Genomic DNA, 24,492 nt, shown 5'->3' with positions numbered 1-24,492 from the left:
CTATGTCTCCCAATGCCCTGGCGCTGGTCGAGCTGCTGATCCGCGAGCGCCGTGCGTTGTCCCGCTTCGTCGCGCGCTACCTCGACCCGGCCAGCACCGAGGACACCCTGCAGAACCTCTACCTGAAGGCCAGCAGCGTGCCCGGCGATCCACCGATCCTGGAGCCGCGCGGTTATCTGTACCGGATGGCCTACCACCACGCGCTCAACCGCAGCCAGGCCGACGCCCGCGAGCGGCGCGCGATGGCCGAGTACGCCACCGGCATGGCCGAGGCAGGCCACGACGGCGAGGCGCAGGCGCTGGACCAGGCGCAGCTGCGCGAGATCACCCAGACCATCCTGGCCCTGCCGGCCCAGGTACGCGAGTGCTTCGTGCTCAACCGCTACCTGGGCCTGAGCGAACGCGAGATTGCCGCGCGCCTGGGGATCTCCAAGAGCCTGGTCGGCAAGCATGTGCTGCGCGCAGCGCTGCTGATCCAGCAACAGCAGCGGGGAATGGGCCGATGAGCGGCGATTGCCGTGGGCAGATCGTGCCCGCCGTTGTCACAACAGGAAAGCGCACCCATTCGCGGTGCGGCAGGCCACAACCATGACCACGTCCGAACCCTCGCCGCGTCAGGCCAGGCAGGCGTTGCGCTGGGTGATACGGTGCAGTGCAGGCCCGTTGCCGGAACGCCAGCAACGCACCCTGCAGCGCTGGCTGCAGTCCGATCCGCGCCATGCGCTGGCCTGGCGCCAGCAGCAGGCCTTCTGGCAGCGGTTGGACGCTGCTGGGCCCGAGGTGCTGGCCGCGCTGCCCGAGCTGACCGCCGACCGCCAGGGGCTGCGTCCGATCGCACCGCGCCGTCGCCTGCCGTGGCTGCTGGCATCGGCTGCGGCCGTGGTGCTGATGGTCGCGGCCGCTCCGCATGCGTTGCTGCTGGCGCGCAGTGATGTGCGCAGCAGCGATGCGCCACGAGTGGTGCAGCTGGCCGATGGCAGCACGGCGGTACTCGATGCCGGCACCGCGCTGGCACTTTCGTTCGATGACCGGCAGCGCCACCTGCGCCTGCTGCGCGGCCAGGCCTGGTTCCAGGTAGCGCACGAGGCTCGCCCGTTCCAGGTCGAGGCAGCGGGCGGCCTGGTCCGTGACATCGGCACTGCGTTCAGCGTGTCGATGCTGGATACCACGGTCACCACCCAGGTCAGCGCGGGTGTGGTCGATGTGCGCCCGGGTGATGGCAGCGTGCAGCGCCTGCATGCCGGACAGGCACGCGTGTTCCGTGACGGGCACTGGCTGCAGCCGGTGCAGCTGGAAGATCCGGAGAGCATGGCGCCGTGGCGGCGTGGCGAGGTAGTGATCGATGATCGGCCGGCCGCGCAGGCCATCGCCGACCTGGCGCGCTACCGTCGTGGCCCGGTCTGGGTACTGGGCGGGCAGGGCGCACGCGTACGGGTCAGTGGCCTGTTCCACCTGCAGCAACCGGACACGGCCATCGTCGCCGTGGCCGCGCAGGCGGGACTGCGCGTGCAGCGCTTGCCCGTTGGTGCGTTGCTGCTGTGGTGAAGCACCCTCGGAACATGGACGAACCGGTCGCATGAAAAAAACATGAAAAAACCGTGGGCAGTCGTCGCAGCCCGCTGTCTATAGAGGTATAGCCAGAGCGAAACAGCGTTTCTTCTCAAGCCAGACACACCACCGGGCACCGGACGTGTCCGTGGTCCCGCCCCGCTTGAGGAGTTCCTGTCCATGCCGTCCACGGCATCCGCCTGTCATCGTCGCGCCACCGCTCTGGCCCTGGCTGTTTCCACCGCATTGCTGCAGTTGGCCTGGGTGCCGGCCGGGCAGGCGCAACCGGCGGTCGTCGCGCCGCTGCGCCAGTACGCCATTCCGGAACAGCCCTTGGCCGACGCCGTGCGTGCCTTTGGCCGCCAGGCCGATGTGCAGGTGGTGTTCCGCAGTGACCTGGTGGAAGGCCGTCGCTCCAGCGCGGTGAGCGGCGAGTACAGCCAGATGCAGGCCCTGCAGCTGCTGCTGTGTGGCAGCGGCGTGCGCGCGCAGCGTGGCATGGACGGCACCTGGAGCCTGCGTACCGCAGCGGAGGCGGGTGAAGGGGAAGGGGTGCGGGTGACCGAGACACTGGACGTGGCCGGTCGCCTGCAGTCGGAAGGGGGCGAGGCCCGCGATCGGCGCGGCTACGATGATGTGTTCGCGCTGGACATGGCCACGGCGTATTCGGGGCGCGACCGGGTGGAGCGCTACCGCGGCTCCAATCCGGCCGACGTGGTCAAGGATCTGGTCGGTGTGTTCAGCGGCGATGCGCGCAACAGTGGCGCGCTGGACATCAACATCCGCGGCATCCAGGGGCCGGGGCGGGTGCCGGTCAGCATCGACGGCGGCGAGCAGGCACTTACGGTCTGGCGCGGCTACAACGGCGTCAGCAACCGCAACTACATCGATCCCAACCTGATAGGTGGCATCCAGGTCATCAAGGGGCCGGGGCTGGTGCGCGATGTGCACAGCGGGATCGGTGGCGCGCTGGTGATCAAGACCATCGACGTCGATGACATCGTGGAAGCGGGTGAGCGCTTCGGCGGGGAGCTGAAGATCGAAGGCAGCAGCAATGCGGTGGCGCCACGCCTGCCGCGGCTGCATACCGGCGAGGACTACCGCACGGTGCCCGGGTTCCCGCAGGGCTCGCCCTCGGCACCGTATGCCGACAGCACGCTGCTGGTGCCGGTGAAGTCGCGCGGTTCGGAAGCCAATGTGTTCGCCGGCGAGGACCAGGCCTGGCGGCTGGCGCTGGGCCTGCGCGGCGAACACGTGGACCTGATGGCCGCGTATGCCTGGCGCAAGCGCGGCAACTACTTCTCCGGCACCCAGGGCACGGCGTACTACGAGCAGGACCCGCGCGAGCAGTTCGAGTACAAGGGCCTGGACTACATCACCACGCTGGCGCGCTACTTCAAGCCCGGCGACGAGGTGCCCAACACCTCCAGCGAGCAGGAATCGTGGCTGCTGAAGGCGACCTGGCAGATCAACGATGACCAGCAGCTGCGCGCCACCTGGCGGCGTACGCTCTCCCACTACGGCGAGATCATGCCCTCGCGCATCCTGTCCGCGCCCGACTACGGTCGCATCCAGTGGCCGCTCAGCCGCGTCGATGCCGATGCCTGGAACCTGGAATACCACTGGCAGCCTGCCGGCAGCCGCTGGCTGGACCTGCGTGCCAACCTGTGGCGCACCGAAACCACCAGCGATACCTACACCGCTGGCGGCTTCCCCAATTTTGCCAGCAACCCCGACTGGAACCCCGGCAGCAGCCCGATCCTGCGCAATACCGCGCTGGCCAATGCCCGCAACGACCGCACCGGCCTGACCCTGAGCAACCGCTTCGCGCTGCATTCCACCCTGGACCTGACGGTGGGCGGCAACTGGCAGTTCGAGAAACTGCGCTCGGCGGACCCGTACTTTGGCGTCAGCGATGGCTGGCGCATGTACCCGCGCGCCGGGCGCCGCCAGGAAGGCGAGGGCTACCTGGTGCTGGACTGGCGGCCGGTGGATTTCCTCTCCCTGAGCGCCGGGGTGCGCTACGCGCGCTATTGGGCCATCGATGATTTCCTGCAGGAACACCCGGAGCTGATGACCACCTCTGTATTCCCCAAGGAGGCCCGCTACCGGGTCAACGAACTGCCCGAACGCCCGGCCAGCCTGCAGGGCGAGATCGACGCCATCGAGTCGCAGCGCGCGTTCTGGGACAGCATCGGCATGGGCTTCATCGTCGATGATCTGCTCAAGGGCCTGCTCAGCAGGTACGAGACGCCGGTGGCGGTGGAGCACAGCATTCCGTGGCTGCCGGATGCGGACGGCAACTACAGCCGTGCCAGCAACCCGTGCCTGAATGGTCAGGTGGCGGCCATTCCCGGGCTGTTGCCGGTGCAGGGCGCGCAGATCCTGTGCAGCATCCAGAGCGGGCGGTCGCAGACGGTGGCCGGCCGCAACGAGCGCAGGCGCGACCATGCCTGGCTGCCGACCTTCTCGGCCACCGCGCATTTCTCGCCCAATGCGCGCGCCTATGTGCGTTACAGCGAGGCGGTGCGTTTCCCCAGCATGTTCGAGAGCACCATCGCGTTCTCCAGCAGCCTGAACCCGCTGTACCCGCTCAAGCCCGAGCACGCCTATAACTACGAAGTGGGCTATGTGCACAACCTGTCCGCACTGTTCGGCAACACCGCCGATGCCGACGTGAAGCTGGCCTACTACGTGCACAAGACCCGCAACGTAATCGAGCGCGACGGCAATTTCCTGTTCGACAACCTGGACAAGCAGCGCATCCGCGGCCTGGAGTTGCAGGCGCGGTTCGACAACCGGCGCTTCTTCACCGACCTGGGCATCACCCGTACGCTGGAAAACAAGGTCTGCGACGAAAGCATGGCGGTGCAGCTCGATGCGCTGGCCGGCAAGGTGCCCAACTGCGTGCAGGACGGCTTCGTCAGTGGCTACCTGCTGACCCAGGCCATTCCCCGGTTGTCGGTGAACGTGTCGCTGGGCACCCGGCTGTTCGATGAGCGCCTGGAGCTGGGCAGCCGCATCGTGCATTACCAGCGCCACCAGAACCCGGACCTGCAGGCCTACCGTGACCGACTGTACGCCGGCAGCGGTGGCCTGATCTGGCAGAACGTGCCGTTCACCTGGGGAAACATCACCACCGTCGATGCCTACGCGCGCTGGCGCTTCAATGACCACGCCAGCGTCGAGCTGGTCGGCACCAACCTCGGCAACCGCTACTACGTCGACCCGGCCACGCGCTCCACGCTGCCGGCGCCGGGGCGCACGCTGAAGCTCGGTGTCACTGCACGCTTCTGATGACCTGCCTCGTTGTTGTACCCGTTGTTCCCTCAACCCAAGGAGTAGTTCCATGAAGATGATCTCCCGTTCCGTACTGGCCATGGCCGCCACCTTCGCCCTGGCCGGTGCCGCCCAGGCCGCCGACATCGTCGGTGCGGCCAGCCCGGCCACCGATTCGCAGCTGTACGTCAAGGTCGGTGCCTCCGAAGTCAACGGCGGCCCGCACAGCGCAGGCAAGGCCGGCATCGGCGTCGGCACCGTCTCCAATGGCAAGCCGGTCGACTTCCAGGGGCTGGCGGCCTACTCGGCCCCGACCACCGTCAACGGCGTTACCGTGCGTACCCTGGCCATGCCGATCACCGGTACGCCGGGCAGCCATTCCGGCATGGGCCACTTCAACTTCGTCAAGGTGGGCAGTGGCGATGTGTGGTTCGGTGAATGGTCCAAGGACGGCGCCGCAGGTGGCTTCAACAACCGCCAGGTGTACTTCGCTGGTGACCGCGCCGGCACCACCCTGCCCAGCGGTACCGCCACCTACGCGGTGGCCGGCCTGAACCGGTTCAATGGCAGCAACCTGCTCAGCGGTACCTTCGCGGCGAACTTCGGCACTGGCAAGCTGACCGGCGGCCTGACCGGTGGTGGCCAGACCCTGGCGATCAGCGCCAACATCAACAGCGCCGATGCATCCTTCGCCGGCACCGCCGTGGCCAACGGCTCGGTCACCGGCAACAGCCAGGGCCAGTTCTTCGGCGCCAATGCGGCCACGCTCGCCGGTATCGCCACGTTCGCCGGCAACAGCCAGTACGACACCGCCTTCGGCGGCAGCAAGAACTGATCGCCACGCCCCTGACGGGGCAGGGCAGGGACAAGCCGCGATCCGCCAGTCCCTGCTTCGGCCGCTGCATGCACCACCACGGATCGACCATGCGCCATTCCACCTTCCTTGTCGTACTGCTGTTGGCTGCCGCTGATGTGCGCGCCCAGCAGGACGATCTGCGCCGCGTGCTTGAACAGGGCAGCGAACTGCGCCACCAGCAGCAGGACCGGCAGCGCCTGCAACAGGCCGAGTCGGAGCGGCCGACCATCACCATCGACGGCAGGACGCTGCGCGTGGAGCGCACCGTTGACGATCTCGGCCAGGCCCTCTACCTGTCACTGCAGCATCAGCAATGGCGGGCCGCCGCGGCGTTCCTCGAGGAGTACATCGAACTGCCGGGGCATGACCCGCTGCTGCGCCATTACGCGCAGGGGGCGTTGGCCCGCGTGGCCGGCGACCATCGTCGCGCGGCGAAGGAGTACGAAGCGCTGCTGGCGGCGCAGCCGGAGTTCCTGCCGGCCCGTCTCGAGCTGGCACGTGTCTATGCGGAAGACCAGCGTGATCGCGATGCGGTCGCGCTGTTCACGGCCATCGCTGCAGGCATCAATGCTGATGATCCGGCCACGGCCGGCGTCCGCGCGCGCGTGGACGGGTACCTGGGTGCCCTGCAGGCGCGCCAGCGCTGGAAAGGCGCGCTGTCCGCCGGCCCCGCATGGAGTGACAACATCAACCGCAGCTCGGCCAGCCGCACCTGCCTGTTCGGCGTAGGCGACGCCTGCATCATCGAACGGAAACTGCCCGACGCCCAGCACGCAGGGGGCCTCGACTACGACGCCAGCCTGGAACGGCGCTGGGTCCTCGACGGGCATCATGGGCTGTACGTGCGCGGTCTCGCCTTCGGTCAGGCATGGCGCGGGCACCGTGCCTACAACGAGCTCAATGCCAATGTGCAGGCAGGTTACAGCTGGCGCAGTGCGCGGCAGACCGTGCTGCTTGCCCCCAGCTATGACGTCCAGGGCCTGGGCAACCGTGCGCTGCAGGGCGGCAGTGGCGTGCACGGCGAATGGCAGTACGCCCTGGATGCACGCAGCCTGCTCAAGCTGGAGGCCGACTGGAAGCGCCAGCGGTATCGCCAGCAGGGCCTGGCCAGCAATTATGACGGCGAGCTGGTATCGGTGTATGCCACCTGGTTCCGCGCGCTCAGTCCGCGCTGGACGGTCTTCGCCGGGCTGAATGTCACCGGCAGCAGCGCTGCCGACCCGGCCAACGGCTACCGCCAGCGCGGCTTGCGGCTGGGCGCGGCGCGGCAGTGGAGCGGCACCACGGCCACGGTGTTCGTGTCGCTGCGCCGCCGCGACTACGACGCCTGGAGTCCCTTGCTGGAGGCGCGCAGGCAGGACGACGAACAGAACCTGATCGCCATCGTGCGCAGCGAGCGGCTGGCGGTGGCCGGGCTGGTGCCCAGCCTGGGCCTGCGCTACGCCCGCATCGACAGCAACGTCGGCTGGCTGTACAGCCACGACCGCAGCCTGCTCAGCCTGAAATGGGAGCGTGCGTTCTGAACGGGCCGCTGCAATGCCTGGGTGAACGGGCCGTGGCGGCGATCTTCATCGATCATCACGCGCCCTTGTAGCCCGTTTCGCGCATCCTGCAGGCGTTGCGGCAGAGGTGCGCCGCGTGTATCGAGGAGCGCGGGTCGTGCTGGAAGCGGGCAACAAGCCAGAGGGCCTGAAAGGGCTGCGGGTGCTGGTGGCGGAAGATGAATTCGCCATCGCGATGTTCCTGGTGGACTATCTGGAACTGAAGGGCGCGCAGGTGGTGGGACCGGCCGGTGACCTGCAGGCGCTGGGGCGTCTGGTCGATGAGAACCCCATCGATGTCGCCCTGCTGGACATCAACCTGGGGGGTGAACTGGTCTACCCCTTGGCCGACCGCTTGGCGGACGCCGGCACGCCGTTCATGTTGACCTCCGGCTACGATGACAATCTGCCCAGCCGCTTCGCTGGCGCGCCCCGCTGTACCAAGCCCTATCACATCGAGGCACTGGTGCAGCAGCTGGCACGGCTGGTGGCAGGTCCGCAGGCTGCTGCGGGCATCGCCTGATTGCGCGGCATGTCACACCGCATTCAGGGTCTCCCGGCCGTTGAGCGCCCGGCGGGCATGCCGCCGCCGCTGCAGGCGCATGCACGCCATGACGGCATGGCCGCCCGTATTGCCCGCCACGACTGGTCAGGCACGCCACTGGGTGCGATCGAGCGATGGCCGCCGCACCTGCGCGCCACTGTCGACCTGATGCTGGCCCACGGCTTCCCGATGATCGTGCTGTGGGGCGAGCAGCTGGTGCAGCTCTACAACGATGGCTATGCCGAGATCCTCGCCGACAAGCATCCGGGCGGGCTTGGCCAGCCCACCCGCGAGTGCTGGCCTGAGGTCTGGCACATCAACGGCCCGATCTACCAGCGGGTGTGGCAGGGCGAGACCATCACCTATGAGGACAAGCTCTATCCGCTGGCGCGGCGGGGGCGGCTGGAGGATGTCTGGTTCACCATCACCTACAGCCCCATCCGCGGTGAGGAAGGGCGCATCAACGGCGTGCTTGTCACCATGTTCGAAACGACCGCCGCGCATGTCGCGCAGGCGGCCCGCGAGCGCGAGGAGCAGAAGCGCCGTGAGAGCGACCGGCGCCTGGCGCTGGCATTCAAGGTGCTGCCGGTGGGCGTCTGCATTGTCGATGCCGAAGGCCGACTGCAACTGTCCAATGACCGGATGCGGACCTATCTGCCCACCGGCAAGGTGCCGTCCACCGATCGTCCCAACCACTACCGCTGGCAGGGATGGCACCCCGACGGCTCGCGCATCGAGCCCCATGATTTCGCCATCGCCCGCGCCCTGCGGGGGGAGACGGTGGTCCCTGGCCTGGAGTTCCAGTTCATCCATGACGACGGGCGCGCCCGCTGGACACGCGTCGCCGCTGCGCCGCTGCGCGATGCAGACGGCGAGGTGACCGGGGTGTTCGCCATTGCGGTGGATATCGACGACCTCAAGCGCGCCACCGAGCGCCAGGCGGTGCTGCTGGCCGAACTGCAGCACCGGGTCCGCAACATCATGTCCACCATCCATGCCCTTGCCTGGCGGACGCGCAGTACCGTGGCCAGCGTGGACGAGTACGCCGAGCGGCTGTGCGGGCGGTTGATGTCGCTGGCGCGCACGCAGAGCCTGCTGACCCGCGGCGGCAATGCCGGGGTCTGCCTGCGCGGGATGATCGAAGAGGAAGTGTCGGCGCAGATGCCGGGCACGGGCCTGTGCGAGCTGCACGGTGAGGACGTGCTGCTGCCACCGAAAGCGGCCGAGGTGCTGTCGTTGGCCATCCATGAGCTGGCGAGCAACGCGCTGCGCTATGGCGCGGCCGCGCGCGCGGCGGGGCGGATCGAGGTGTCCTGGCATCTGCAGGTGCAGGACGCCGAACCGTGGCTGGGCCTGCACTGGTGCGAGCGCCATGCCGACGTGGAGGGCTGGGAAATGCCACGCCAGCGCGGCCTGGGCCGGGCGCTGATCGAGCAGCGCGTGCCCTACGAGCTGGCTGGCAGCGGCGAGCTGCACTTTGGCCCACAGGGGCTGGATGCGTGGATCCGCTTCCCGCTGCGCGAACGCGACAGCCTGCTGCAGACCGACGCTCCGGACACCGCGCCCCTGCGGTAAAAGGGGATTTATCCCCAATTTGGCCAAATTGGGTATAGTGTCGCTCATCCACCCCGCCTGGAGCCGTGCCATGACCCTGCCGCTGGATCTGCCTGGCCTCGAGAAGGCCCCGGCCTCGTCGGTGAAGACCCGGGGCTGGCCGAGCCTGATGCGCACCGTGCGCGAAAAGCAGGCGCTGGTCATCACCAACCACAACCACCCGGAAGCGGTGATCGTGGACATCCGCACCTACCAGGAACTGCTGGCCAAGGCCGCCGGCGGTGATGCCGGTGAGCGCAGCGAGGAGCTGCAGCGCCTGCGCAGCGAGTTCGACCAGACCCTGGCCGGGCTGCAGCGCGGGGAAGGGCTGGGCAAGGTGCTGGGCCAGCCGATCCGGCGCGGCCGCAAGGTCACCCTTGGCCGTCCGCTCTGATCGATGGGACGCATCCTGGCGTTGGCCGGTGTCAATGGCGCCGGCAAGAGTTCGCTGCTGGGCACCTGGCTGGACGCCGAAGGGCTGAGCTGGTTCAACCCGGACTCGTTCACCCGCCGCCTGGTCGACGCCGGCTGGCCGCTGCCGGACGCCAATGCCGAGGCCTGGCAGGAAGGCACCCGCCGCCTGCGCCAGGCCATGGCCGATGGCACCGACTTCGCCTTCGAGACCACGCTCGGTGGCAACACCATTCCGCGTCTGCTGCGTGAGGCCTGCGAGCGGCACCAGGTGGCGATCTGGTTCTGTGGGCTGGCCGATGTCGGGCTGCACGTCGCCCGTGTGGCCGCGCGGGTGGCCGCCGGTGGCCACGATATTCCGGTGGAGAAGATCCACGCGCGTTTCGATTCGGCGCGCGCAAATCTGCTGGAGCTGCTGCCGCACCTGGCCGAGCTGCATGTCTACGACAACAGCGCGCCGGCCGATGCCGACGGCTGCGTGGTGCCGCTGCCGGTATTGGCCATGGCTGCAGGCCAGCTGCATTACCCGGTCGCAGTGGCCGACCTGTTGCACACGCCGGGCTGGGCCAAGCCCATCGTGATGCGCGCGATGGAATTGGACACCCCGGGTGATTGATGCCGCACGGGGTGCGGAGTCGAACCCATGCTCGGCTGATCCCCTGGAAGTCAGCCGAGCACGGGCTCGGCTCTACAACGCCGGCTTCGCCTGCTCGGGCTCGGCAACGTCCGGCAGCGGCGGCAAGGTCGGGTCCACCGTCACCGGCACATCGCTCTTCAACAGCGCGGCTGCTTCCTTGTCGCTGCCAACCGCTGGCGGTGAACCGCGCAGCGGCAGGCCGGCGGTTTCCTTCACGAACAGCATGGTTACCAGGCCGATCACCGCCGCGCCCATCAGGTAATAGGCCGGCACCAGCGGGTCGCCGGTACGCTCCACCAGCCACGCGGTCACCAGCGGCGTGGTGCCACCGAACAGCGACACCGAAACATTGAACGCGATCGACAGCGCGCTGTAGCGCACCGGGGTGTAGAACAACGCCGGCAGCGTGGACGGCATCGAGCTGGTGAAGCACACCAGCGCCAGCCCCAGCAGCATCAGGCCGAGGAAGATCAGCCCGTCGTTGCCGCTACCGACCAGCAGCAGGCACGGAATGGCCAGCACCAGCAGCGCGATGCACGCACCGATGATCATCGGGCGCCGGCCCAGCCTGTCACTGAACAACCCGCCGACGATGTTCAGCGGCATCATCACCAGCATCACGATGATGATCAGCAGCAGGCCCTTGCTCTCGGCATAGCCCATCGTGACGCTGAGGTAGCTGGGCATGTAGGTCAGCAGCATGTAATCGGTCACGTTGAACACCAGCACCAGGCCCATGCACACCAGCAGCTGGCGGCCATGCACCTGGAACAGCGCGCCCAGCCCCGGCCGCTCGTGCTCGCGCTTCTCGGCTTCCTCGGCGAAGGCGCGGAACGCCGGGGTTTCCTCCAGCTTCATGCGCATGTACAGGCCGAGCAGGCCCAGCGGGCCGGCCACCAGGAACGGAATGCGCCAGCCCCAGTCCAGCATCTGCTCGCTGCTCAGCAGCATGTGCAGCGCGGTGACGGTGCCGGCGCCGGCGATGTAGCCGCCCAGCGTGCCGAACTCCAGCCAGCTGCCCATCAGGCCGCGGTTGCGGTCGGTGGAATACTCGGCGATGAAGGTGGCCGCGCCCCCGTATTCGCCGCCGGTGGAGAAGCCCTGCACCACGCGCGCCAGCAGCAACAGCACCGGTGCCCAGATGCCGATGCGCTCGTAGGCGGGAATCAGGCCGATGGCAAACGTGCCCAGCGCCATCAGGATCATGGTGAACGCCAGCACTTTCTGGCGGCCGTAGCGATCACCCAGGGGGCCGAATACCAGGCCGCCCAGTGGCCGCACCAGGAACGCCACGGTGAAGGTGGCGAACGCAGCGATCACCTGGGCGGTGGGGTTGCTGGAGGGGAAGAACACCTGGCCGATGGTGACGGCCAGATAGCCGTAGACACCGAAGTCGAACCACTCCATGGCATTGCCGAGTGCGGCCGCGCCGACGGCGCGCTTGAGCATGGGCTTGTCGACGACGGTGATCTCATCGACCTTCAGGTGGCGGCGGCGTTTGAACCAGCCGAAATGGGCATGTGCATCGGGGGTGTCCTGCATGGGGGCTCCCTTGTAGGCAGAAGAGGGGAAATGAGCGGTGAGGTAGGTCCCGGAAATCGGAAACGGCGATGCAGGCGCAGGTGGCGCAGGGGCATCGGTGAGTGGCGTGGGGGCCGGGGAACGTGTGCAGGCACGACGCCACGCGCACGGCAAAGCACCGCCGCAATGGCGGAAACGCAGCAACGGAATCACAGCGGTCGCGCAATCAGCGGCCGGCGGTCACAGCAGCGTGGGGAGTGCAGGCCGAGGGCCTGCGGGCGTCATCCGCCAGGATCCAGCGCGAGGCGGTGGAACGGCAGGGCGGGAGCCATCGTGGCAAGCGAAGCGCCGGTCGGCAGTGCTTCCCACGTAACAGGTGCGCCCGTCACGTAGTGGGTCGTGTCGATCATTCGTTCATCATAGCGGCATCGGCGTGAGCATGCAGCGAAGCGGACTGATCTGCACGCTGTGTTCCATCGCGCCTGTTCATCCGCGCGGCATGCAATGACAAGTGTTGAACGAACTCTGGCCGCAGCGCTCACGCGACGCTGTCTACGGTAGCGCTGGACGCAATCGAGAAGGAGCATCGCATGACCCGTCGCATTCCCGAAGGCACGTTGATCATCGTCGCCGATGGCGGTTCGGCCCGCGTGTTCACCAACGTCGGCAGCGAACATCAGCTGGCGTTGAAGCAGGAAGGTGAGCTGCGCCTGCAGGACATCAGCGAGCAGGGCGTCTCTGGTCAGGGCCCGGCCGGCGCGGTGCCGAAGGACATGTCCATTGCGCAGCTCAACGAGGCGACGTTCGCCAAGCAGGTGGCGGAGCAGTTGAACGAAGATGCGCTCAACAACCGCTATGCACACCTGGTGCTGGTGGCAGACCCGACCACGCTGGGCCGTATCCGCCCGCTGCTGCACAAGGAGGTCCAGGCGCGTCTGCTGGGCGATATCGCCAAGGACCTGACCAACGCCCCGCTGGCGGATATCCAGAAAGCGCTGGCGGCGTAACCGGCATGCCGTTCATGCGTGACTACCCGGCGGCGGAGCCAGCAGGCGCGGACGTGGAAGCTCAGGCGGGCTGGCAGCTGCTGGAGTTCGGTGCACCCTGGTGTGGCCATTGCCAGGCCGCGCAGCCCGCACTCCAGGCGTTTGTGGACGCCCACGATCTTGTGCATTGGAAGATCGAGGATGGCAAGGGAAAGCCGCTGGGGCGTGCGTTCGAGGTAAAACTGTGGCCCACCGTGGTGCTGCTGCATGACGGCCAGGAAGTGGCGCGCGTGGTGAGGCCGGTCGACAGCGCCGACCTCGCCACCTTGCAGGGCGCATTGCCAGATTGAGGGCAGCAATCACTGCGTGCGGTGCGCACGGCGCCGAGCGGGCTCGGCTGCAGGGCGGGCTAGTGATAGGTCACCTTTTCCGCCTCCGCACGCAGCTTCTGCAACAACGACCGGCCATGCTGGCTCAGCATGACCATCGCATTGGCGATCTCTCTGGCGTTGTAGCCCATCGGTGCGGGCGGCTTCGGCTCGGGGCCGTACTGTTCACCGATGAGGATGGCCATGCCTTCTGCACTGTTGAGGGCGTGTTCGATGCGCTGGAAGAGCGACTCCATGGCCGGGCTGAGCGGACGCGTGTGTTTCATGCGGGAACTCCTTGGGTGCGAGGGCCACCGCAAGGGTGGCGGGCGATGCGTGCTTGGAACCCGGAGAGACTGAAGAAGAACTCCGATGGCCAGACGGCCACACGCAGCGCCCGCCATAGTCATGACAGGCAGATCTTCAGTTTCATCCGGGGGTTCCAATCCCGGCAGCGGGATGTCCGCTGCGGCGCAATCCTGGGCAGATCGAGGCGCTGCGCACCAATTGATGGTTTGTCTCGCTTTGTCCCGTTCGGAAGGCGCGGTCTTTCAGAAGTGCATGTCTGGACATCCATTGCCGTATCGGCACCGATCGGGACGCGGGAGACCGGAAGGCTATGAGGTGATTCGTCGCGCGGCCATGCAATTACGTGCAAAGCATCGTGCCGGTTCCGGCGGCCGCACTGCAGCATGCGACAGGGCAGGGCCGGTGCTAGGATCCGACTACCACCTGAATCGATCCAAATGCCGATGCCCACGCTGGACCGTCGTCTCCTGATCGCTTTCGTCGCTACCGCCATGCTTGCCTCCGGGGCGGTGCTGGCGGCTCCGTCGAAATCCGCCGCCGAACGCGCCTATGGCTCGGTCGACCCGTTCATCGGTACCGGCGGGGAAGGCCATACCTACCCGGGGGCGACGGTGCCGTTCGGTATGGTCCAGCTCAGCCCGGACACGCGCATCCAGCCGCGCGAAAAGGCCTATGGCTGGGCAGCGGGCTACCGTTACGACGACAGCAGCATCGTCGGTTTCTCGCACACGCATTTTTCCGGCACCGGTCATTCGGACCTGGGCGACATCCTGCTGATGCCGTTCACCGGCAACCCCGGGCTGGAGCGCGGCGATCCGGAGAAGCCGCGCAGCGGTTACGCCTCACGGTTCCGCCACGCTGACGAGAAGGCCGAGCCGGGCTACTACGCGGTCACCCTGGACGACTACAAGGTGCGTGCCGAGCTGACCACCAGTGCGCGCGTGGGCGTGCATCGCTACGCCTTCCCCAGAGGCACCGACGCCAAGGTGCTGCTGGACATGCGTACCAGCATGTACGACTACCCTGGCAAGGTGCTGTGGTCGCGGGTGCGGGTGCGCGCCGATGGCACGGTGACCGGCTTCCGCGAGACGCGCGGCTGGGCGCCGGGTCGCCAGCTGTATTTCGCGATGCGTTTCTCGCGGCCGCTGGCCGGCCATGAGCTGCACAACACCGAGCAGGACATCGTCTACAAGGGCTTCCCGCCGCCGGGCGAGAAGGATCCGGCCCAGCGCGCCCAGATCGAAGGCCGGCAGCTGGTCGGCACCTTCAACTTCGGCAAGCTGGACGCACCGCTGGTGGTGAAGGTAGCCATCTCGCCGGTCAGTGAGGCCGGTGCCATCGCCAACCTCGACGCTGAAGTGGCCGACTTCGACTTCGATCGGGTGCGTGCGCAGGCGAAGCAGGACTGGACGCAGGCACTGTCCGTGCTCGATATCGATGCCCCCGAGCATGCGCGGCGCAGTGCCTATACCGCGCTGTACCACACGATGCTGGGGCCGACGCTGTTCATGGACGCCGATGGCCAGTACCGCGGTTCGGACAACGCGGTGCACAAGGCCGACGGCTTCACGCACTATTCGACGTTCTCGCTGTGGGACACCTACCGCGCGCTGCACCCGTTGCTGACGCTGGTGCAGCCGGAGAAGCGCAACAGCGACTTCGTCAATTCGATGCTGGCCCACCATGAGCACAGTCCGTACGGCATGCTGCCGGTGTGGTCGTTCCATGGCCTGGAAGACTGGTGCATGATCGGCTACCACGCCGTGCCGGTGATCGCCGATGCCTACGTGAAGGGCATTCGTGGCTTCGACGCCGACAAGGCATTGAAGGCGATGGTCGAGACCGCCAACTACGGCCCGTATGACGGTATCGCGCAGTACCGTGAGCTGGGCTATGTGCCGATCGACGAGGAAGGCGAAGCGGCCAGCAAGACGCTGGAGTACGCCTTTGATGACTGGACCATCGCACGCATGGCGCAGGCGATGGGCAAGGCCGATATCGCGGCCACCTTCGACAAACGCGCGGGTAACTGGCGCAACGCGTTCGACAAGGACACCGGCTTCATGCGCGCGCGCAAGCGCGACGGCAGCTTCCGTACGCCGTTCGACCCCAGCGCCAGCGGCTACGGCACCGACTACACCGAGGGCAACGCCTGGCAGTACTCGTGGTACGTGCCGCAGGACGTTGCCGGCCTGGCGGCAGCCCACGGTGGCAGCGACAAGCTGCTCGCGCGCCTGGACGAGGTGTTCAACGCCAAGGTGGATCCATCGATCTTCGAGCACATGGAAGACATCACCGGCCTGATCGGCTGGTACGCGCACGGCAACGAGCCCAGCCACCACGTGGCCTACCTCTATTCGTACGCGGGCCAGCCATGGCGCACCCAGGCGCGGCTGAAGCAGATCATGGACACCCAGTATGCCGACCGCCCCGATGGCCTGGCCGGCAATGATGACGTTGGCCAGATGTCGGCCTGGTATGTGTTCACCGCGCTGGGCTTCTACCCGGTGGCGCCGGGCTCGGGCGAGTACATCCTGGGCCGTCCGTTCCTGCCGAAGACCGCGATGCGTCTTCCGAACGGCAAGACGTTCACCATCGTGGCCGAGGGCCTGGATGACAAGCACACCTATGTGGGCCGCGTGAGCCTCAACGGCAAGCCGCTGCAGCGCACCTTCCTGCGCCATGACGAGATCCTGGCTGGCGGCGAACTGCGCTTCAGCATGCAGGCCGAGCCGAACAAGGACTGGCCGGGGCAGGACGCGCAGGCGCCGTATTCGATGAGCCGGTGATGCGCACGTGGTAGGTGCCGACCTTGGCCGGCACGCTTCACGGGTGACCTGGAACCTGTAGAGCCGAGCCCATGCTCGGCTGCTTTTGGCACGGTGCCTTAGCCGAGCATGGGCTCGGCTCTACAAGGGCAATTCGACAAAGGTCAACGGAAACGCAACCCGACGCGCGCGCCACCGAGCGGCGCCGTTTCGATCATCAATATCGCGCCATGCCGCTGCGCGATCTCGGCCACGATCGCCAGCCCCAGCCCGCAGCCATCTCCCTCGCTGCTGGCCCGGTAGAACCGTTCCGTGACGCGCGCGCGCTCGGCTTCGGCGATACCTGTACCGTCATCGTCCACCCACACCTGCACGCCCTCGGCATCCCGCTGTAGTCCCAGGGTGATCACACCGGGCACGGCGCCGTAGCGCAGCGCGTTGTCCAGCAGGTTGCCCAGCGCCTCGCGCAGCAACTGCGGATCACCCTGTACCTTCACGCCGTCGTCGGGTCCGTCGTAACCCAGGTCCACGCCCGCCACCAACGCACGGTCGGCGTAGCGCTCGACCACGCCCCGTGCCAACGCGGCCAGATCCAGCGGCTGCAGCGGCAGTGCGCTGCCCTGTGGATCTTCCGAGCGGCTGAGCATCAGCAGCTGGTTGACCAGGTGCTGCAGCCGTGCCAGCCCGGCCAGCGTGCCGGACAGCGCCAGCTGCTGGGCCTGCGGATCCTGTTGGCGGAGTGAGCTCTCCAGCTCCACCTGCATTGCCGCCAGCGGCGTGCGCAGCTGGTGCGCCGCATTGCTGACGAAGCGCCGTTGCGCGGCCTGCATCGCGTCCAGCCGTTGCAGCAGTGCGTTGTAGGCTTCGACCGCCGGCCACAGTTCGCGTGGGGCTTCCTGCGCGGGCTCCAGTGGCGCCAGCGGGTCCGGACGCGGGCTGGCCAGCCGCCGCGCCACCTGGTTGGCATGGCGTGCAGCCGCGCCGGTACCGGACCAGGCCAGCCACGCGGCCAGCGCCAGGATCGCGGCCTGGAACGGGATGCTGGCCAGCAGCAGCTTGCGCTCCAGCCGGTGCCGCTTGCGCAGCGTCTCGGCCACGCGCAGGCGGATATCGTGGCCCGGCCCAGCGCTGACCACGACCTCGACCATGCGCACCGGCTGCCCACGCAGGCGCGCGTCGTAGTAGACGGCATCGTCGCTGCCGGCAGCGATCGCGGGGCGGGGCAGCGCTTCGGGCAGGTCCCCATACAGGCGCCCGCCGGCAGCGTCGACCACTTCGCCATGCACTTCGTCAGCGGTATCCCAGGTGAACATGCGCGACACCGCGGGCGTGATCTCGATCGAGGCACGCCCGTCCTGCACCTTCACCAGCTCGGACAACGACATCGCCGAGTCCAGCAACCAGCGGTCATAGACCTGGCCGGCATAGAAGCGGGCCAACGCGAATGAACCGATCGCGCTGCACAGCAGCAGCACCAGCAGGGGCAGCCACAGGCGGCGCAGCAGCAGGCCACGCAGGCTGTGCACACGCTCAGTCACTACCGGCTTCCAGCCGATAGCCCAGGCCACGCAGCATGCGGATGCCGACGCCGGCGCGCGCCTGTTCCAGCTTGCGGCGCAGGCGGCTGACATGCACTTCGATCACTGACAGGTTGGCCTCGTGATCCCAGCTGTACAGCGCGTCGAACAGGCGCTGCTTGGTGACGGTGCGGCCAGGATGCTGCATCAGTGCCTCGACCAGCGACAGCTCGCGCGCGGTCAGTTCGATGCGCTGGCCTTCCACCTGCACTTCATTGCGGATGCTGTCGAAGCACAACCGGCCCAACCGCTTCTGCGCCGGTGCGTCGCTGCGGCGACGCGACAGCGCACGCAGGCGGGCTTCCAGCTCACCGAGTGCAAACGGCTTGGCGAGATAGTCGTCGCCACCGCGGTCAAGGCCGAGGATGCGGTCCTCCACGCCATCGCGCGCCGTGAGGATCAGCACCGGCAGTGTGACGCCGTCGTTGCGCAGGCGCGAGAGCAGGTCGAGGCCATCGACGTCGGGCAATGAAAGATCGAGCACCATCACGTCATACGGCGCGCTGGCCAGTGCAGCCGGCGCGTGCAGCCCGCGCGAAAGGTGGTCGCACAGATGGCCGGCGCCCTGCAGGGCGCGGATCAGTCCATCGGCCAGGGCGGCGTCGTCTTCGATCAGCAGGATTCGCATTGCAAGCTTCGTGCAAGGTTGGGGCAAGTTTGGCGCAAGTGCGTCACCTTACCGTGACGTGCATGAATTTCTCCCGTCGTCTTGCGGCCCTGCTGGCCGCCCTTTCGTGCGCGCCTGCGGCTTCGGCGCTGTCCTTGCAGGATGCACAGCGTGCAATGGAAGCGCACAACCCGGACCTGCGCGCGGCGGCATTGGAACTGCGTGGGGTGCAGGGCGATGCGCTGACCGCTGCGTTGCGGCCAGCGGCCGAGCTGTCGATCGGCAGCAGCAAGATCAGCCCGAAGCACGGCATCGGCCCGGGGCGCTGGCAGGACAAGCGGGTGGACAGCACGCTGGGCCTGGGCTGGACCTGGGAGCGCGGTGGCAAGCGCGCATTGCGCATCCGCCAGGCGGACGCGCTGCTGGAAGTGGCCGGGCTGGACATGCTCGATACCCGGCGCCGGCAGCAGGTGGCACTGCATGAAGCCTATTTCGGCCTGAAGGGCGCGCAGGAGCGGGCGCAGATTGCCGAGGCCAACCGCCAGAGTTCGGCCGAACAGATGGCGGCGGCCGACAAGCAGGTGGCCACCGGGGCGATGGCGCCGGTGAATCGCGCGCGGATGGCGGTGGACCATCTGGCGGTGGCCGATGCGGCGCGCGAGGCGGCCCTGGATCTGCGTGACGCGCGGCATGCGCTGGGCCTGCTGCTCGGCAGCGATGACAGCCGCGACCTCAGTGCCGATGACCCCTGGCCGGATGCCAGCAGCGTGGCCAGGGTGCGCGCGTTCGATCCGCAGCAGCGTGCCGATCTGCGCGCGGCACGCTCGCGCCTGGCCGCCGCCGACGCTGGCGTGGCCCTGGCACGTAGCGAGCGCCACCGCGACATCCAGCTGGGTGTGGAGGCCGAGCGCGAGCCCACCGATATCAGCGGTGTCACCTGGGGCGTGTCGTTGACCATTCCGCTGGGCGGCCCGTCGCGCGCACGCGGCGCGATCCAGCGTGCCGAGGCCGACCGGGACAGCGCCGCGCTGGAACTGCAGCTGCTGCAGCGCGAAGCACACGCTGAACTGGACCAGCTGCAGGCCAGCGTGCAGTCCGCCGCGCAGCGCCGCAGCGACTACGAGGGGCTGCAGTCCGACGCTGCGCGCAAGGCGGTGGAGGGCATCGAACTGGCCTATCGCCGTGGCGCCGCCAGCCTGACCGATCTGCTCGACGCGCGCCGCAGCTGGCGCGAGTTCGAGGCCGCGCTGATTGATGCGCGTGCCGACCATGCCATTGCCTTGGCGCGCTGGGAAGCGGCCACATCCGTTGCTGAAGGAGAGTCCCGATGAAGTCCACCGTCGCCCATCGCCCGCGGGCGCGACATGCCATGCTGCCGGCCCTGCTGGCGCTGGCCCTGCTGGGCGGCTGCGGTCGCGAACCGGCGTCGTATACCGAGGATGCGCCGCAGGTCAGTGCCGGCCAGATCCTGTTTCCGGCCGGCAGCCGCCAGCTGGATATGCTGCGCAGCGAGCTGGTGACCGCCGGTGCCAGCGCCAGCCTGCAGCTGCCGGGCCGGGTGGTCTGGGACGAGACCCGCTCCAGCGCGCTGCGCACCCCGCTGGCGGGGCAGGTGGCGCGCATCGAGGCACAACCGGGGCAGAAGGTGAAGGCCGGCCAGGTGATCGCCTGGATCACCTCGCCCGAGTTCGGCCAGGCGCAGGCGGAGGGCGTGCGTGGCCGTGCCGAGCTGCAGCTGGCACGCCGGGAACTGGACCGCACCCGCGAACTGCACGCGGCAGGGGTGGCGTCGGGCCGTGAACTGGACGAGGCCGAGGCCAGCTTCGCCGGCAGCCAGGCCGATCACGCGCGCGCGACCGCCTTCGCCAGGACGTATGGCAACGGCCAGCACGTCGACCAACGGCTGCCGCTGCGCGCACCCATTGATGGCGTGCTGGTGGAGCGGCGGATGAGCCCGGGCATGGCAGTCAGCCCCGACAGCGAACAGCCGCTGGCGGTGATTGGCGATCCTGACCGCCTATGGTTGCTGCTGGATGTACCGGAGAGCCTGGCCGGACGCTTGAAGGCGGGCATGCAGGTGAGCGTGCCCGGCGCCGATGGGCAGCCGCAGCAGGCGACCCTGCAGCACGTGGATGACTTCGTCGACAGCGAACGCCGCGTGGTGCAGGCGCGCGCCGAACTGGACAACCATGCGCGCGGTTTCAAGGCGGGCCAGTACGTGCGTGCGCAGGTGGCAGTGCCGGCCGGGGGCGGTGTCTCGCTGCCCGATGCTGCGGTACTGCTCATCGACGGCAAGCAGGTGGTGTTCGTGGAGGAGGCCAAGGGCCGCTTCGCGCGCCGCGCCGTGCGTGCCGAGGAACTGGGCGATGGCCGCCTGTGGGTGCGCGAGGGCCTGGCCCAGGGCGCCAGGGTGGTGGTCGAAGGGGGCCTGTTGCTGCAGCAGCTGGTCGACAGTGCGCCCGCAGCCGCCAGCACCGGGACGGGGCATGCCGCGCCATGATCGATCGCCTGATTGCCTATTGCCTGCGCCAGCCGCTGATGGTGATGCTGGCGCTGCTGCTGTTCATCGGCGCTGGCATTGCCGCGTTCCGCGTGCTGCCGGTGGAAGCCTTTCCGGATGTGTCCGACACCCAGGTGACGGTGGTATCGCTGCACCCGGGCCGGGCCGCGGAGGAGGTGGAGCGCGAGGTGACGATGCCGCTGGAAGTGGCACTGTCCGGCATCCCGCATTCGGTGCGGGTGTTCTCGCATACGCAATTCGGCCTGTCGATGATCATCCTGACCTTCGACGACAAGGCCGACGATTACTTCGCGCGCCAGCAGGTGCTGGAACGCCTGCAGGGCGTGGAGCTGCCCGAAGGGGTGACGCCGGAGCTGGAGGCGATGAGCTCGGCGGTGGGCGAGATCTACCGGTACGTGCTGAAAGGCTCACACCTGACGCCGACCCAGCTGCGCACCGTGCAGGAATGGACGATGGAGCGCAGCCTGCGCACTGTGCCGGGCGTAGCCGATGTGATCAGTTTCGGTGGCTTCGCGCGTACTTTCCAGGTCAAGCCGGACCTGGACAAGCTGCGTGACCGCGGCATCAGCCTGGCTGAGTTCGCCGAGGCGCTGGAGAAGGGCAGCTCGAACGCAGGCGGCGGCTACGTGGAACGTGGCCAGCAGCAGTTCCTGATCCGCGGCGTGGGACTGATGCGCTCGCCGGCCGACATCGGCAACGTGGTCGTGGCGCAGCGCAGTGGCACACCGATCCTGGTGCGCGACCTGGCTGGCATCGCCGATACCGGCCTGCCCCGGCAGGGCCTGGTCGGCCAGGATGACAACGACGATGCGGTGTTCGGCATGGTGCTGATGCGCAAGGGCGAGAACCCGTCCGACGTGCTCGACGCCCTGCATGCGCGCATCGCCGAGATCGAAGCGAACCAGCTGCCGGCCGGGGTCAGCATCGAGCCGTTCTACGACCGCTCGTGGCTGGTCTCGACCACACTGAAAACCGTCTTCAGCAACCTGCTGGAAGGCGCGGTGCTGGTGTTCCTGGTGCTGTGGCTGTTCCTGTACAACGCCCGTGCCGCGCTGATCGTGGCGGCGATGATGCCGCTTGCGCTGCTGTCGACCTTTCTTGGCCTGCATCTGTGGGGCGTGCCGGCCAACCTGCTGTCGTTGGGTGCGATGGACTTCGGCATCATCATCGATGGCGCGGTGATCGTGACCGAGCACATCGTCTCGCGATTGTCGAAGCTGCCACCTGCGGCCGATCGTAAGACACGGTTCTCGACCATTCTTTCGGCAGCGTCGGAAGTGGGCCGGCCGACGTTCTTCTCGATGCTGATCATCATCGCCGCGCATATCCCGATCTTCACCCTGCAGCGCCAGGAGGGCCGCATGTTCGCGCCGATGGCGTACTCGGTAACCTCGGCATTGATCGGCGCGCTGCTCCTGGCGCTGACCGTGGTGCCGTTGTTCTGTTACTGGTGGCTGCGGCGCGACCGCATGCGCGACGGCAATCCGCTGATGGACCGCCTGACCGGCTGGTACCGGCCGGTCCTGGAGCGCGCACTGGCCCGCCCGCGTGCGGTAGTGCTGACCGCGATTGCGCTGCTGGTCGGCACGCTGGCATTGGGCACGCGGCTGGGTTCGGAGTTCCTGCCCGAGCTGGACGAAGGATCGATCTGGCTGACGGCCACGCTCGACCCGAGCACCAGCCTGGGCGAAGCGCAGCAGCAGTCGCGGCGCATCCGTGAGCTGGTCGGCAGCTTTCCGCAGGTATCGACGGTGGTGGCCAAGCTGGGACGCCCGGAAGACGGCTCCGATGCCAAGGGCGCCAACCAGATCGAGGCGCTGGTGGCGTTGAAGCCGGAGAAGGAATGGCCGAAAGGCGTGGGCAAGCGACAGCTGGTGAGCGACCTGCAGCGCACGCTGGAGCAGCGCATTCCGGGCCCCGAGTTCTCGATTTCGCAGCCCGTGCGCGACAACATCCTGGAGAGCATCTCGCAGATCAAGGGCCAGGTGGTGATCAAGGTCAGCGGCTCGGATCTGGACGTGTTGAACCAGCAGGCGCAGGCGATCCTCGGCCAGGTACGCGGCGTGGAGGGCGTGGAGAGCGCCTTCATCGACCGCGACGGGTCATTGCCGCAGCTGCAGATCGAGATCGACCGCGACCGCGCCGCGCGCTATGGCCTGAACGTACGCGACGTCGACGAAGTGATCGAGACCGCACTGGGCGGGCGCCAGGTCGGCGAGCTGTGGGAGGGTGACCGCAGGTTCCCCATCACCCTGCGCCTGGACGATGCCGATCGTGACCTGCAGCGGCTGCGTACGGTGCCGGTTGGCATCGGCGATGGCCACACGGTGACGCTGTCCGACGTGGCCGACTTCCGCATGGCCAGCGGCGCGATCAACATCTCGCGCGAGAACGCACAGCGGGTGAAGGCGGTGAGCATCTTCATCGCCGGCCGCGACATGGGCAGCGTGGTGGCTGACATGCGCAAGCGCGTGGATGCCAGCGTACAGCTGCCGGAAGGCTATCGGCTGGAGTGGTCCGGCGAGTTCGAGAACCAGCAGCGTGCGATGAAGCGGCTGGGCTGGGTGATTCCGCTGTCGGTGCTGATCATCTTCGTGCTGCTGTTCGATGCCTTCAAGGACATCAGCAGCGCCGCGCTGATCCTGGCCAACGTGCCACTGGCGATGATCGGCGGCATCCTGGCCCTGTGGCTGACCGGCATTCCGCTGTCGGTGTCGGCGGCAATCGGCTTCATTGCATTGTTCGGGCAAGCGGTGCTGAACGGCGTGGTGATGCTCAGCCGCTTCGCCCAGTTGCGCGAGCAGGGCATGGACCTGCTGCAGTCGGTGGTGCAGGGTTCGCTGCAGCGCCTGCGCACGGTGCTGATGACCGCACTACTGGCGATGTTCGGCCTGCTGCCGATGGCCACCTCGCATGCGATCGGTGCCGAGACCCAGAAGCCGCTGGCGGTGGTGGTGATCGGTGGTCTGCTGTCGGCGATGCTGCTGACCCTGCTGGTGTTGCCGACGCTGTACTACTGGGTGCATCGCCGCCGCGAGGCGCGGATCGCCTGACCTACCTGTAGAGCCGAGCCCACGCTCGGCTGCTTCTGGCCTTTGCGCGAAGAGCAGCCGAGCATGGGCTCGGCTCTACAAGGGCGTCGCGCCATGCGTGGATGCCACCTGTGCGATCTACACCATTCCGCCGTTGGCGCGCAGCACCTGGCCGTTGATCCATCCGCCATCGGCACCTGCCAGGAACCCCACCGCACCGGCGATGTACTACTGGGTGCATCGCCGCCGCGAGGCGCGCATCGCCTGACCTACCTGTAGAGCCGAGCCCACGCTCGGCTGCTTCTGGCCTTTGCGCGAAGAGCAGCCGAGCATGGGCTCGGCTCTACAAGGGCGTCGCGCCATGCGTGGATGCCACCTGTGCGATCTACACCAT

General features: G+C 67.8%; 19 protein-coding genes and 1 pseudogene. 15 read left to right on the top strand and 5 right to left on the bottom strand.

Annotated elements, in window-relative coordinates; genetic code table 11:
- The first annotated feature begins 2 nt into the window (after nt 1-2).
- From AC5P7A_RS19380 to AC5P7A_RS19340, 9 genes are all read left to right on the top strand, one after another.
- A complete protein-coding gene (locus AC5P7A_RS19380; protein WP_014647349.1) occupies nt 3-506 on the top strand; it encodes an RNA polymerase sigma factor in 504 nt (167 codons plus the stop codon).
- Between the two features lie 82 nt (nt 507-588).
- Nucleotides 589-1,545 carry a FecR family protein gene (locus AC5P7A_RS19375; RefSeq protein WP_495220517.1) on the top strand — a complete coding sequence of 319 codons (957 nt, stop codon included), beginning with the start codon at nt 589-591 and terminating at the stop codon, nt 1,543-1,545.
- Nucleotides 1,546-1,728: 183 nt separating this feature from the next.
- Nucleotides 1,729-4,845 (top strand): TonB-dependent receptor, encoded by a 3,117-nt coding sequence (locus tag AC5P7A_RS19370; protein ID WP_495220516.1) that lies wholly within the window; start codon nt 1,729-1,731, stop codon nt 4,843-4,845.
- A 52-nt stretch (nt 4,846-4,897) separates the two neighbouring features.
- On the top strand, nt 4,898-5,662 hold the full coding sequence (locus AC5P7A_RS19365) for a Slam-dependent surface lipoprotein (RefSeq protein WP_014647346.1): 765 nt from the start codon (nt 4,898-4,900) through the stop codon (nt 5,660-5,662).
- Between the two features lie 89 nt (nt 5,663-5,751).
- Complete coding sequence (locus AC5P7A_RS19360) at nt 5,752-7,206, top strand: surface lipoprotein assembly modifier (RefSeq protein ID WP_495220515.1); 1,455 nt, start codon at nt 5,752-5,754, stop codon at nt 7,204-7,206.
- Between the two features lie 136 nt (nt 7,207-7,342).
- Nucleotides 7,343-7,747, top strand: a complete 405-nt coding sequence (locus tag AC5P7A_RS19355; RefSeq protein ID WP_014647345.1) for a response regulator — start codon at nt 7,343-7,345, stop codon at nt 7,745-7,747.
- A gap of 9 nt (nt 7,748-7,756) precedes the next feature.
- Entirely contained in the window at nt 7,757-9,343 is a 1,587-nt protein-coding gene (locus AC5P7A_RS19350; RefSeq protein WP_329767871.1) for a sensor histidine kinase, read from the top strand.
- A gap of 70 nt (nt 9,344-9,413) precedes the next feature.
- Entirely contained in the window at nt 9,414-9,755 is a 342-nt protein-coding gene (locus AC5P7A_RS19345) for a type II toxin-antitoxin system prevent-host-death family antitoxin (RefSeq protein WP_014647343.1), read from the top strand.
- A 3-nt stretch (nt 9,756-9,758) separates the two neighbouring features.
- Nucleotides 9,759-10,388 carry an ATPase gene (locus AC5P7A_RS19340; RefSeq protein WP_014647342.1) on the top strand — a complete coding sequence of 210 codons (630 nt, stop codon included), beginning with the start codon at nt 9,759-9,761 and terminating at the stop codon, nt 10,386-10,388.
- 72 nt (nt 10,389-10,460) lie between these two features.
- On the opposite strand, the gene proP is transcribed toward AC5P7A_RS19340, so the two are convergent.
- Nucleotides 10,461-11,951 (bottom strand): glycine betaine/L-proline transporter ProP, encoded by a 1,491-nt coding sequence (gene proP, locus AC5P7A_RS19335; protein WP_046430926.1) that lies wholly within the window; start codon nt 11,949-11,951, stop codon nt 10,461-10,463.
- A gap of 569 nt (nt 11,952-12,520) precedes the next feature.
- On the opposite strand from proP, the gene AC5P7A_RS19330 reads away from it, so the two are divergent.
- Together AC5P7A_RS19330 and AC5P7A_RS19325 are read left to right on the top strand one after the other, a co-directional pair.
- A complete protein-coding gene (locus AC5P7A_RS19330; protein WP_014647339.1) occupies nt 12,521-12,937 on the top strand; it encodes a host attachment family protein in 417 nt (138 codons plus the stop codon).
- 5 nt (nt 12,938-12,942) lie between these two features.
- On the top strand, nt 12,943-13,266 hold the full coding sequence (locus tag AC5P7A_RS19325) for a thioredoxin family protein (protein ID WP_134808940.1): 324 nt from the start codon (nt 12,943-12,945) through the stop codon (nt 13,264-13,266).
- Between the two features lie 59 nt (nt 13,267-13,325).
- Here AC5P7A_RS19325 and AC5P7A_RS19320 read toward each other — a convergent pair whose 3' ends face one another.
- Nucleotides 13,326-13,571 carry a hypothetical protein gene (locus tag AC5P7A_RS19320; RefSeq protein ID WP_014647337.1) on the bottom strand — a complete coding sequence of 82 codons (246 nt, stop codon included), beginning with the start codon at nt 13,569-13,571 and terminating at the stop codon, nt 13,326-13,328.
- Nucleotides 13,572-14,030: 459 nt separating this feature from the next.
- Here AC5P7A_RS19320 and AC5P7A_RS19315 point away from each other — a divergent pair, with 459 nt between their 5' ends.
- Entirely contained in the window at nt 14,031-16,382 is a 2,352-nt protein-coding gene (locus tag AC5P7A_RS19315) for a GH92 family glycosyl hydrolase (protein WP_495220514.1), read from the top strand.
- Between the two features lie 143 nt (nt 16,383-16,525).
- Here AC5P7A_RS19315 and AC5P7A_RS19310 read toward each other — a convergent pair whose 3' ends face one another.
- Nucleotides 16,526-17,899, bottom strand: a complete 1,374-nt coding sequence (locus AC5P7A_RS19310) for a sensor histidine kinase (protein ID WP_014647335.1) — start codon at nt 17,897-17,899, stop codon at nt 16,526-16,528.
- On the bottom strand, nt 17,892-18,566 hold the full coding sequence (locus tag AC5P7A_RS19305) for a response regulator (RefSeq protein WP_495220513.1): 675 nt from the start codon (nt 18,564-18,566) through the stop codon (nt 17,892-17,894). The genes AC5P7A_RS19310 and AC5P7A_RS19305 overlap by 8 nt, the downstream gene beginning before the upstream one ends.
- Before the next feature lie 62 nt (nt 18,567-18,628).
- Between AC5P7A_RS19305 and AC5P7A_RS19300 the strand changes: the two genes are divergently transcribed.
- Genes AC5P7A_RS19300 through AC5P7A_RS19290 form a run of 3 tightly spaced genes read left to right on the top strand, consistent with a single transcriptional unit; the run spans nt 18,629 to nt 24,119 of the window.
- On the top strand, nt 18,629-19,876 hold the full coding sequence (locus AC5P7A_RS19300) for a TolC family protein (RefSeq protein WP_495220512.1): 1,248 nt from the start codon (nt 18,629-18,631) through the stop codon (nt 19,874-19,876).
- On the top strand, nt 19,873-21,045 hold the full coding sequence (locus tag AC5P7A_RS19295; RefSeq protein WP_495220511.1) for an efflux RND transporter periplasmic adaptor subunit: 1,173 nt from the start codon (nt 19,873-19,875) through the stop codon (nt 21,043-21,045). Before AC5P7A_RS19300 ends, AC5P7A_RS19295 begins: the two co-directional genes overlap by 4 nt.
- Complete coding sequence (locus AC5P7A_RS19290; RefSeq protein ID WP_495220510.1) at nt 21,042-24,119, top strand: efflux RND transporter permease subunit; 3,078 nt, start codon at nt 21,042-21,044, stop codon at nt 24,117-24,119. The genes AC5P7A_RS19295 and AC5P7A_RS19290 overlap by 4 nt, the downstream gene beginning before the upstream one ends.
- Nucleotides 24,120-24,236: 117 nt before the next feature.
- Here the strand turns inward: AC5P7A_RS19290 and AC5P7A_RS19285 are convergent.
- Nucleotides 24,237-24,323 (bottom strand): annotated as a pseudogene (locus AC5P7A_RS19285) (3-ketoacyl-ACP reductase); the annotation flags it as partial.
- Between the last annotated feature and the right edge of the window lie 169 nt (nt 24,324-24,492).

The organism is Stenotrophomonas sp. YJH_SMC_65, from assembly GCF_059369475.1.
Note: the sequence above shows the minus strand (reverse complement) of the source record. Positions and strands in the feature narration are given on the sequence as shown.

Bases quoted from the DNA above. Each gene is read 5' to 3' on its own strand.
- AC5P7A_RS19370 (WP_495220516.1), top strand. From the start codon at position 1,729: ATGCCGTCCACGGCATCCGCCTGTCATCGTCGCGCCACCGCTCTGGCC.
- AC5P7A_RS19330 (WP_014647339.1), top strand. From the start codon at position 12,521: ATGACCCGTCGCATTCCCGAAGGCACGTTGATCATCGTCGCCGATGGC.
- AC5P7A_RS19315 (WP_495220514.1), top strand. From the start codon at position 14,031: ATGCCGATGCCCACGCTGGACCGTCGTCTCCTGATCGCTTTCGTCGCT.
- AC5P7A_RS19325 (WP_134808940.1), top strand. From the start codon at position 12,943: ATGCCGTTCATGCGTGACTACCCGGCGGCGGAGCCAGCAGGCGCGGAC.
- AC5P7A_RS19340 (WP_014647342.1), top strand. From the start codon at position 9,759: ATGGGACGCATCCTGGCGTTGGCCGGTGTCAATGGCGCCGGCAAGAGT.
- AC5P7A_RS19345 (WP_014647343.1), top strand. From the start codon at position 9,414: ATGACCCTGCCGCTGGATCTGCCTGGCCTCGAGAAGGCCCCGGCCTCG.
- AC5P7A_RS19290 (WP_495220510.1), top strand. From the start codon at position 21,042: ATGATCGATCGCCTGATTGCCTATTGCCTGCGCCAGCCGCTGATGGTG.
- AC5P7A_RS19305 (WP_495220513.1), bottom strand. From the start codon at position 18,566: ATGCGAATCCTGCTGATCGAAGACGACGCCGCCCTGGCCGATGGACTG.
- AC5P7A_RS19365 (WP_014647346.1), top strand. From the start codon at position 4,898: ATGAAGATGATCTCCCGTTCCGTACTGGCCATGGCCGCCACCTTCGCC.
- AC5P7A_RS19295 (WP_495220511.1), top strand. From the start codon at position 19,873: ATGAAGTCCACCGTCGCCCATCGCCCGCGGGCGCGACATGCCATGCTG.
- AC5P7A_RS19360 (WP_495220515.1), top strand. From the start codon at position 5,752: ATGCGCCATTCCACCTTCCTTGTCGTACTGCTGTTGGCTGCCGCTGAT.
- AC5P7A_RS19320 (WP_014647337.1), bottom strand. From the start codon at position 13,571: ATGAAACACACGCGTCCGCTCAGCCCGGCCATGGAGTCGCTCTTCCAG.
- proP (WP_046430926.1), bottom strand. From the start codon at position 11,951: ATGCAGGACACCCCCGATGCACATGCCCATTTCGGCTGGTTCAAACGC.
- AC5P7A_RS19350 (WP_329767871.1), top strand. From the start codon at position 7,757: ATGTCACACCGCATTCAGGGTCTCCCGGCCGTTGAGCGCCCGGCGGGC.
- AC5P7A_RS19380 (WP_014647349.1), top strand. From the start codon at position 3: ATGTCTCCCAATGCCCTGGCGCTGGTCGAGCTGCTGATCCGCGAGCGC.
- AC5P7A_RS19375 (WP_495220517.1), top strand. From the start codon at position 589: ATGACCACGTCCGAACCCTCGCCGCGTCAGGCCAGGCAGGCGTTGCGC.
- AC5P7A_RS19300 (WP_495220512.1), top strand. From the start codon at position 18,629: ATGAATTTCTCCCGTCGTCTTGCGGCCCTGCTGGCCGCCCTTTCGTGC.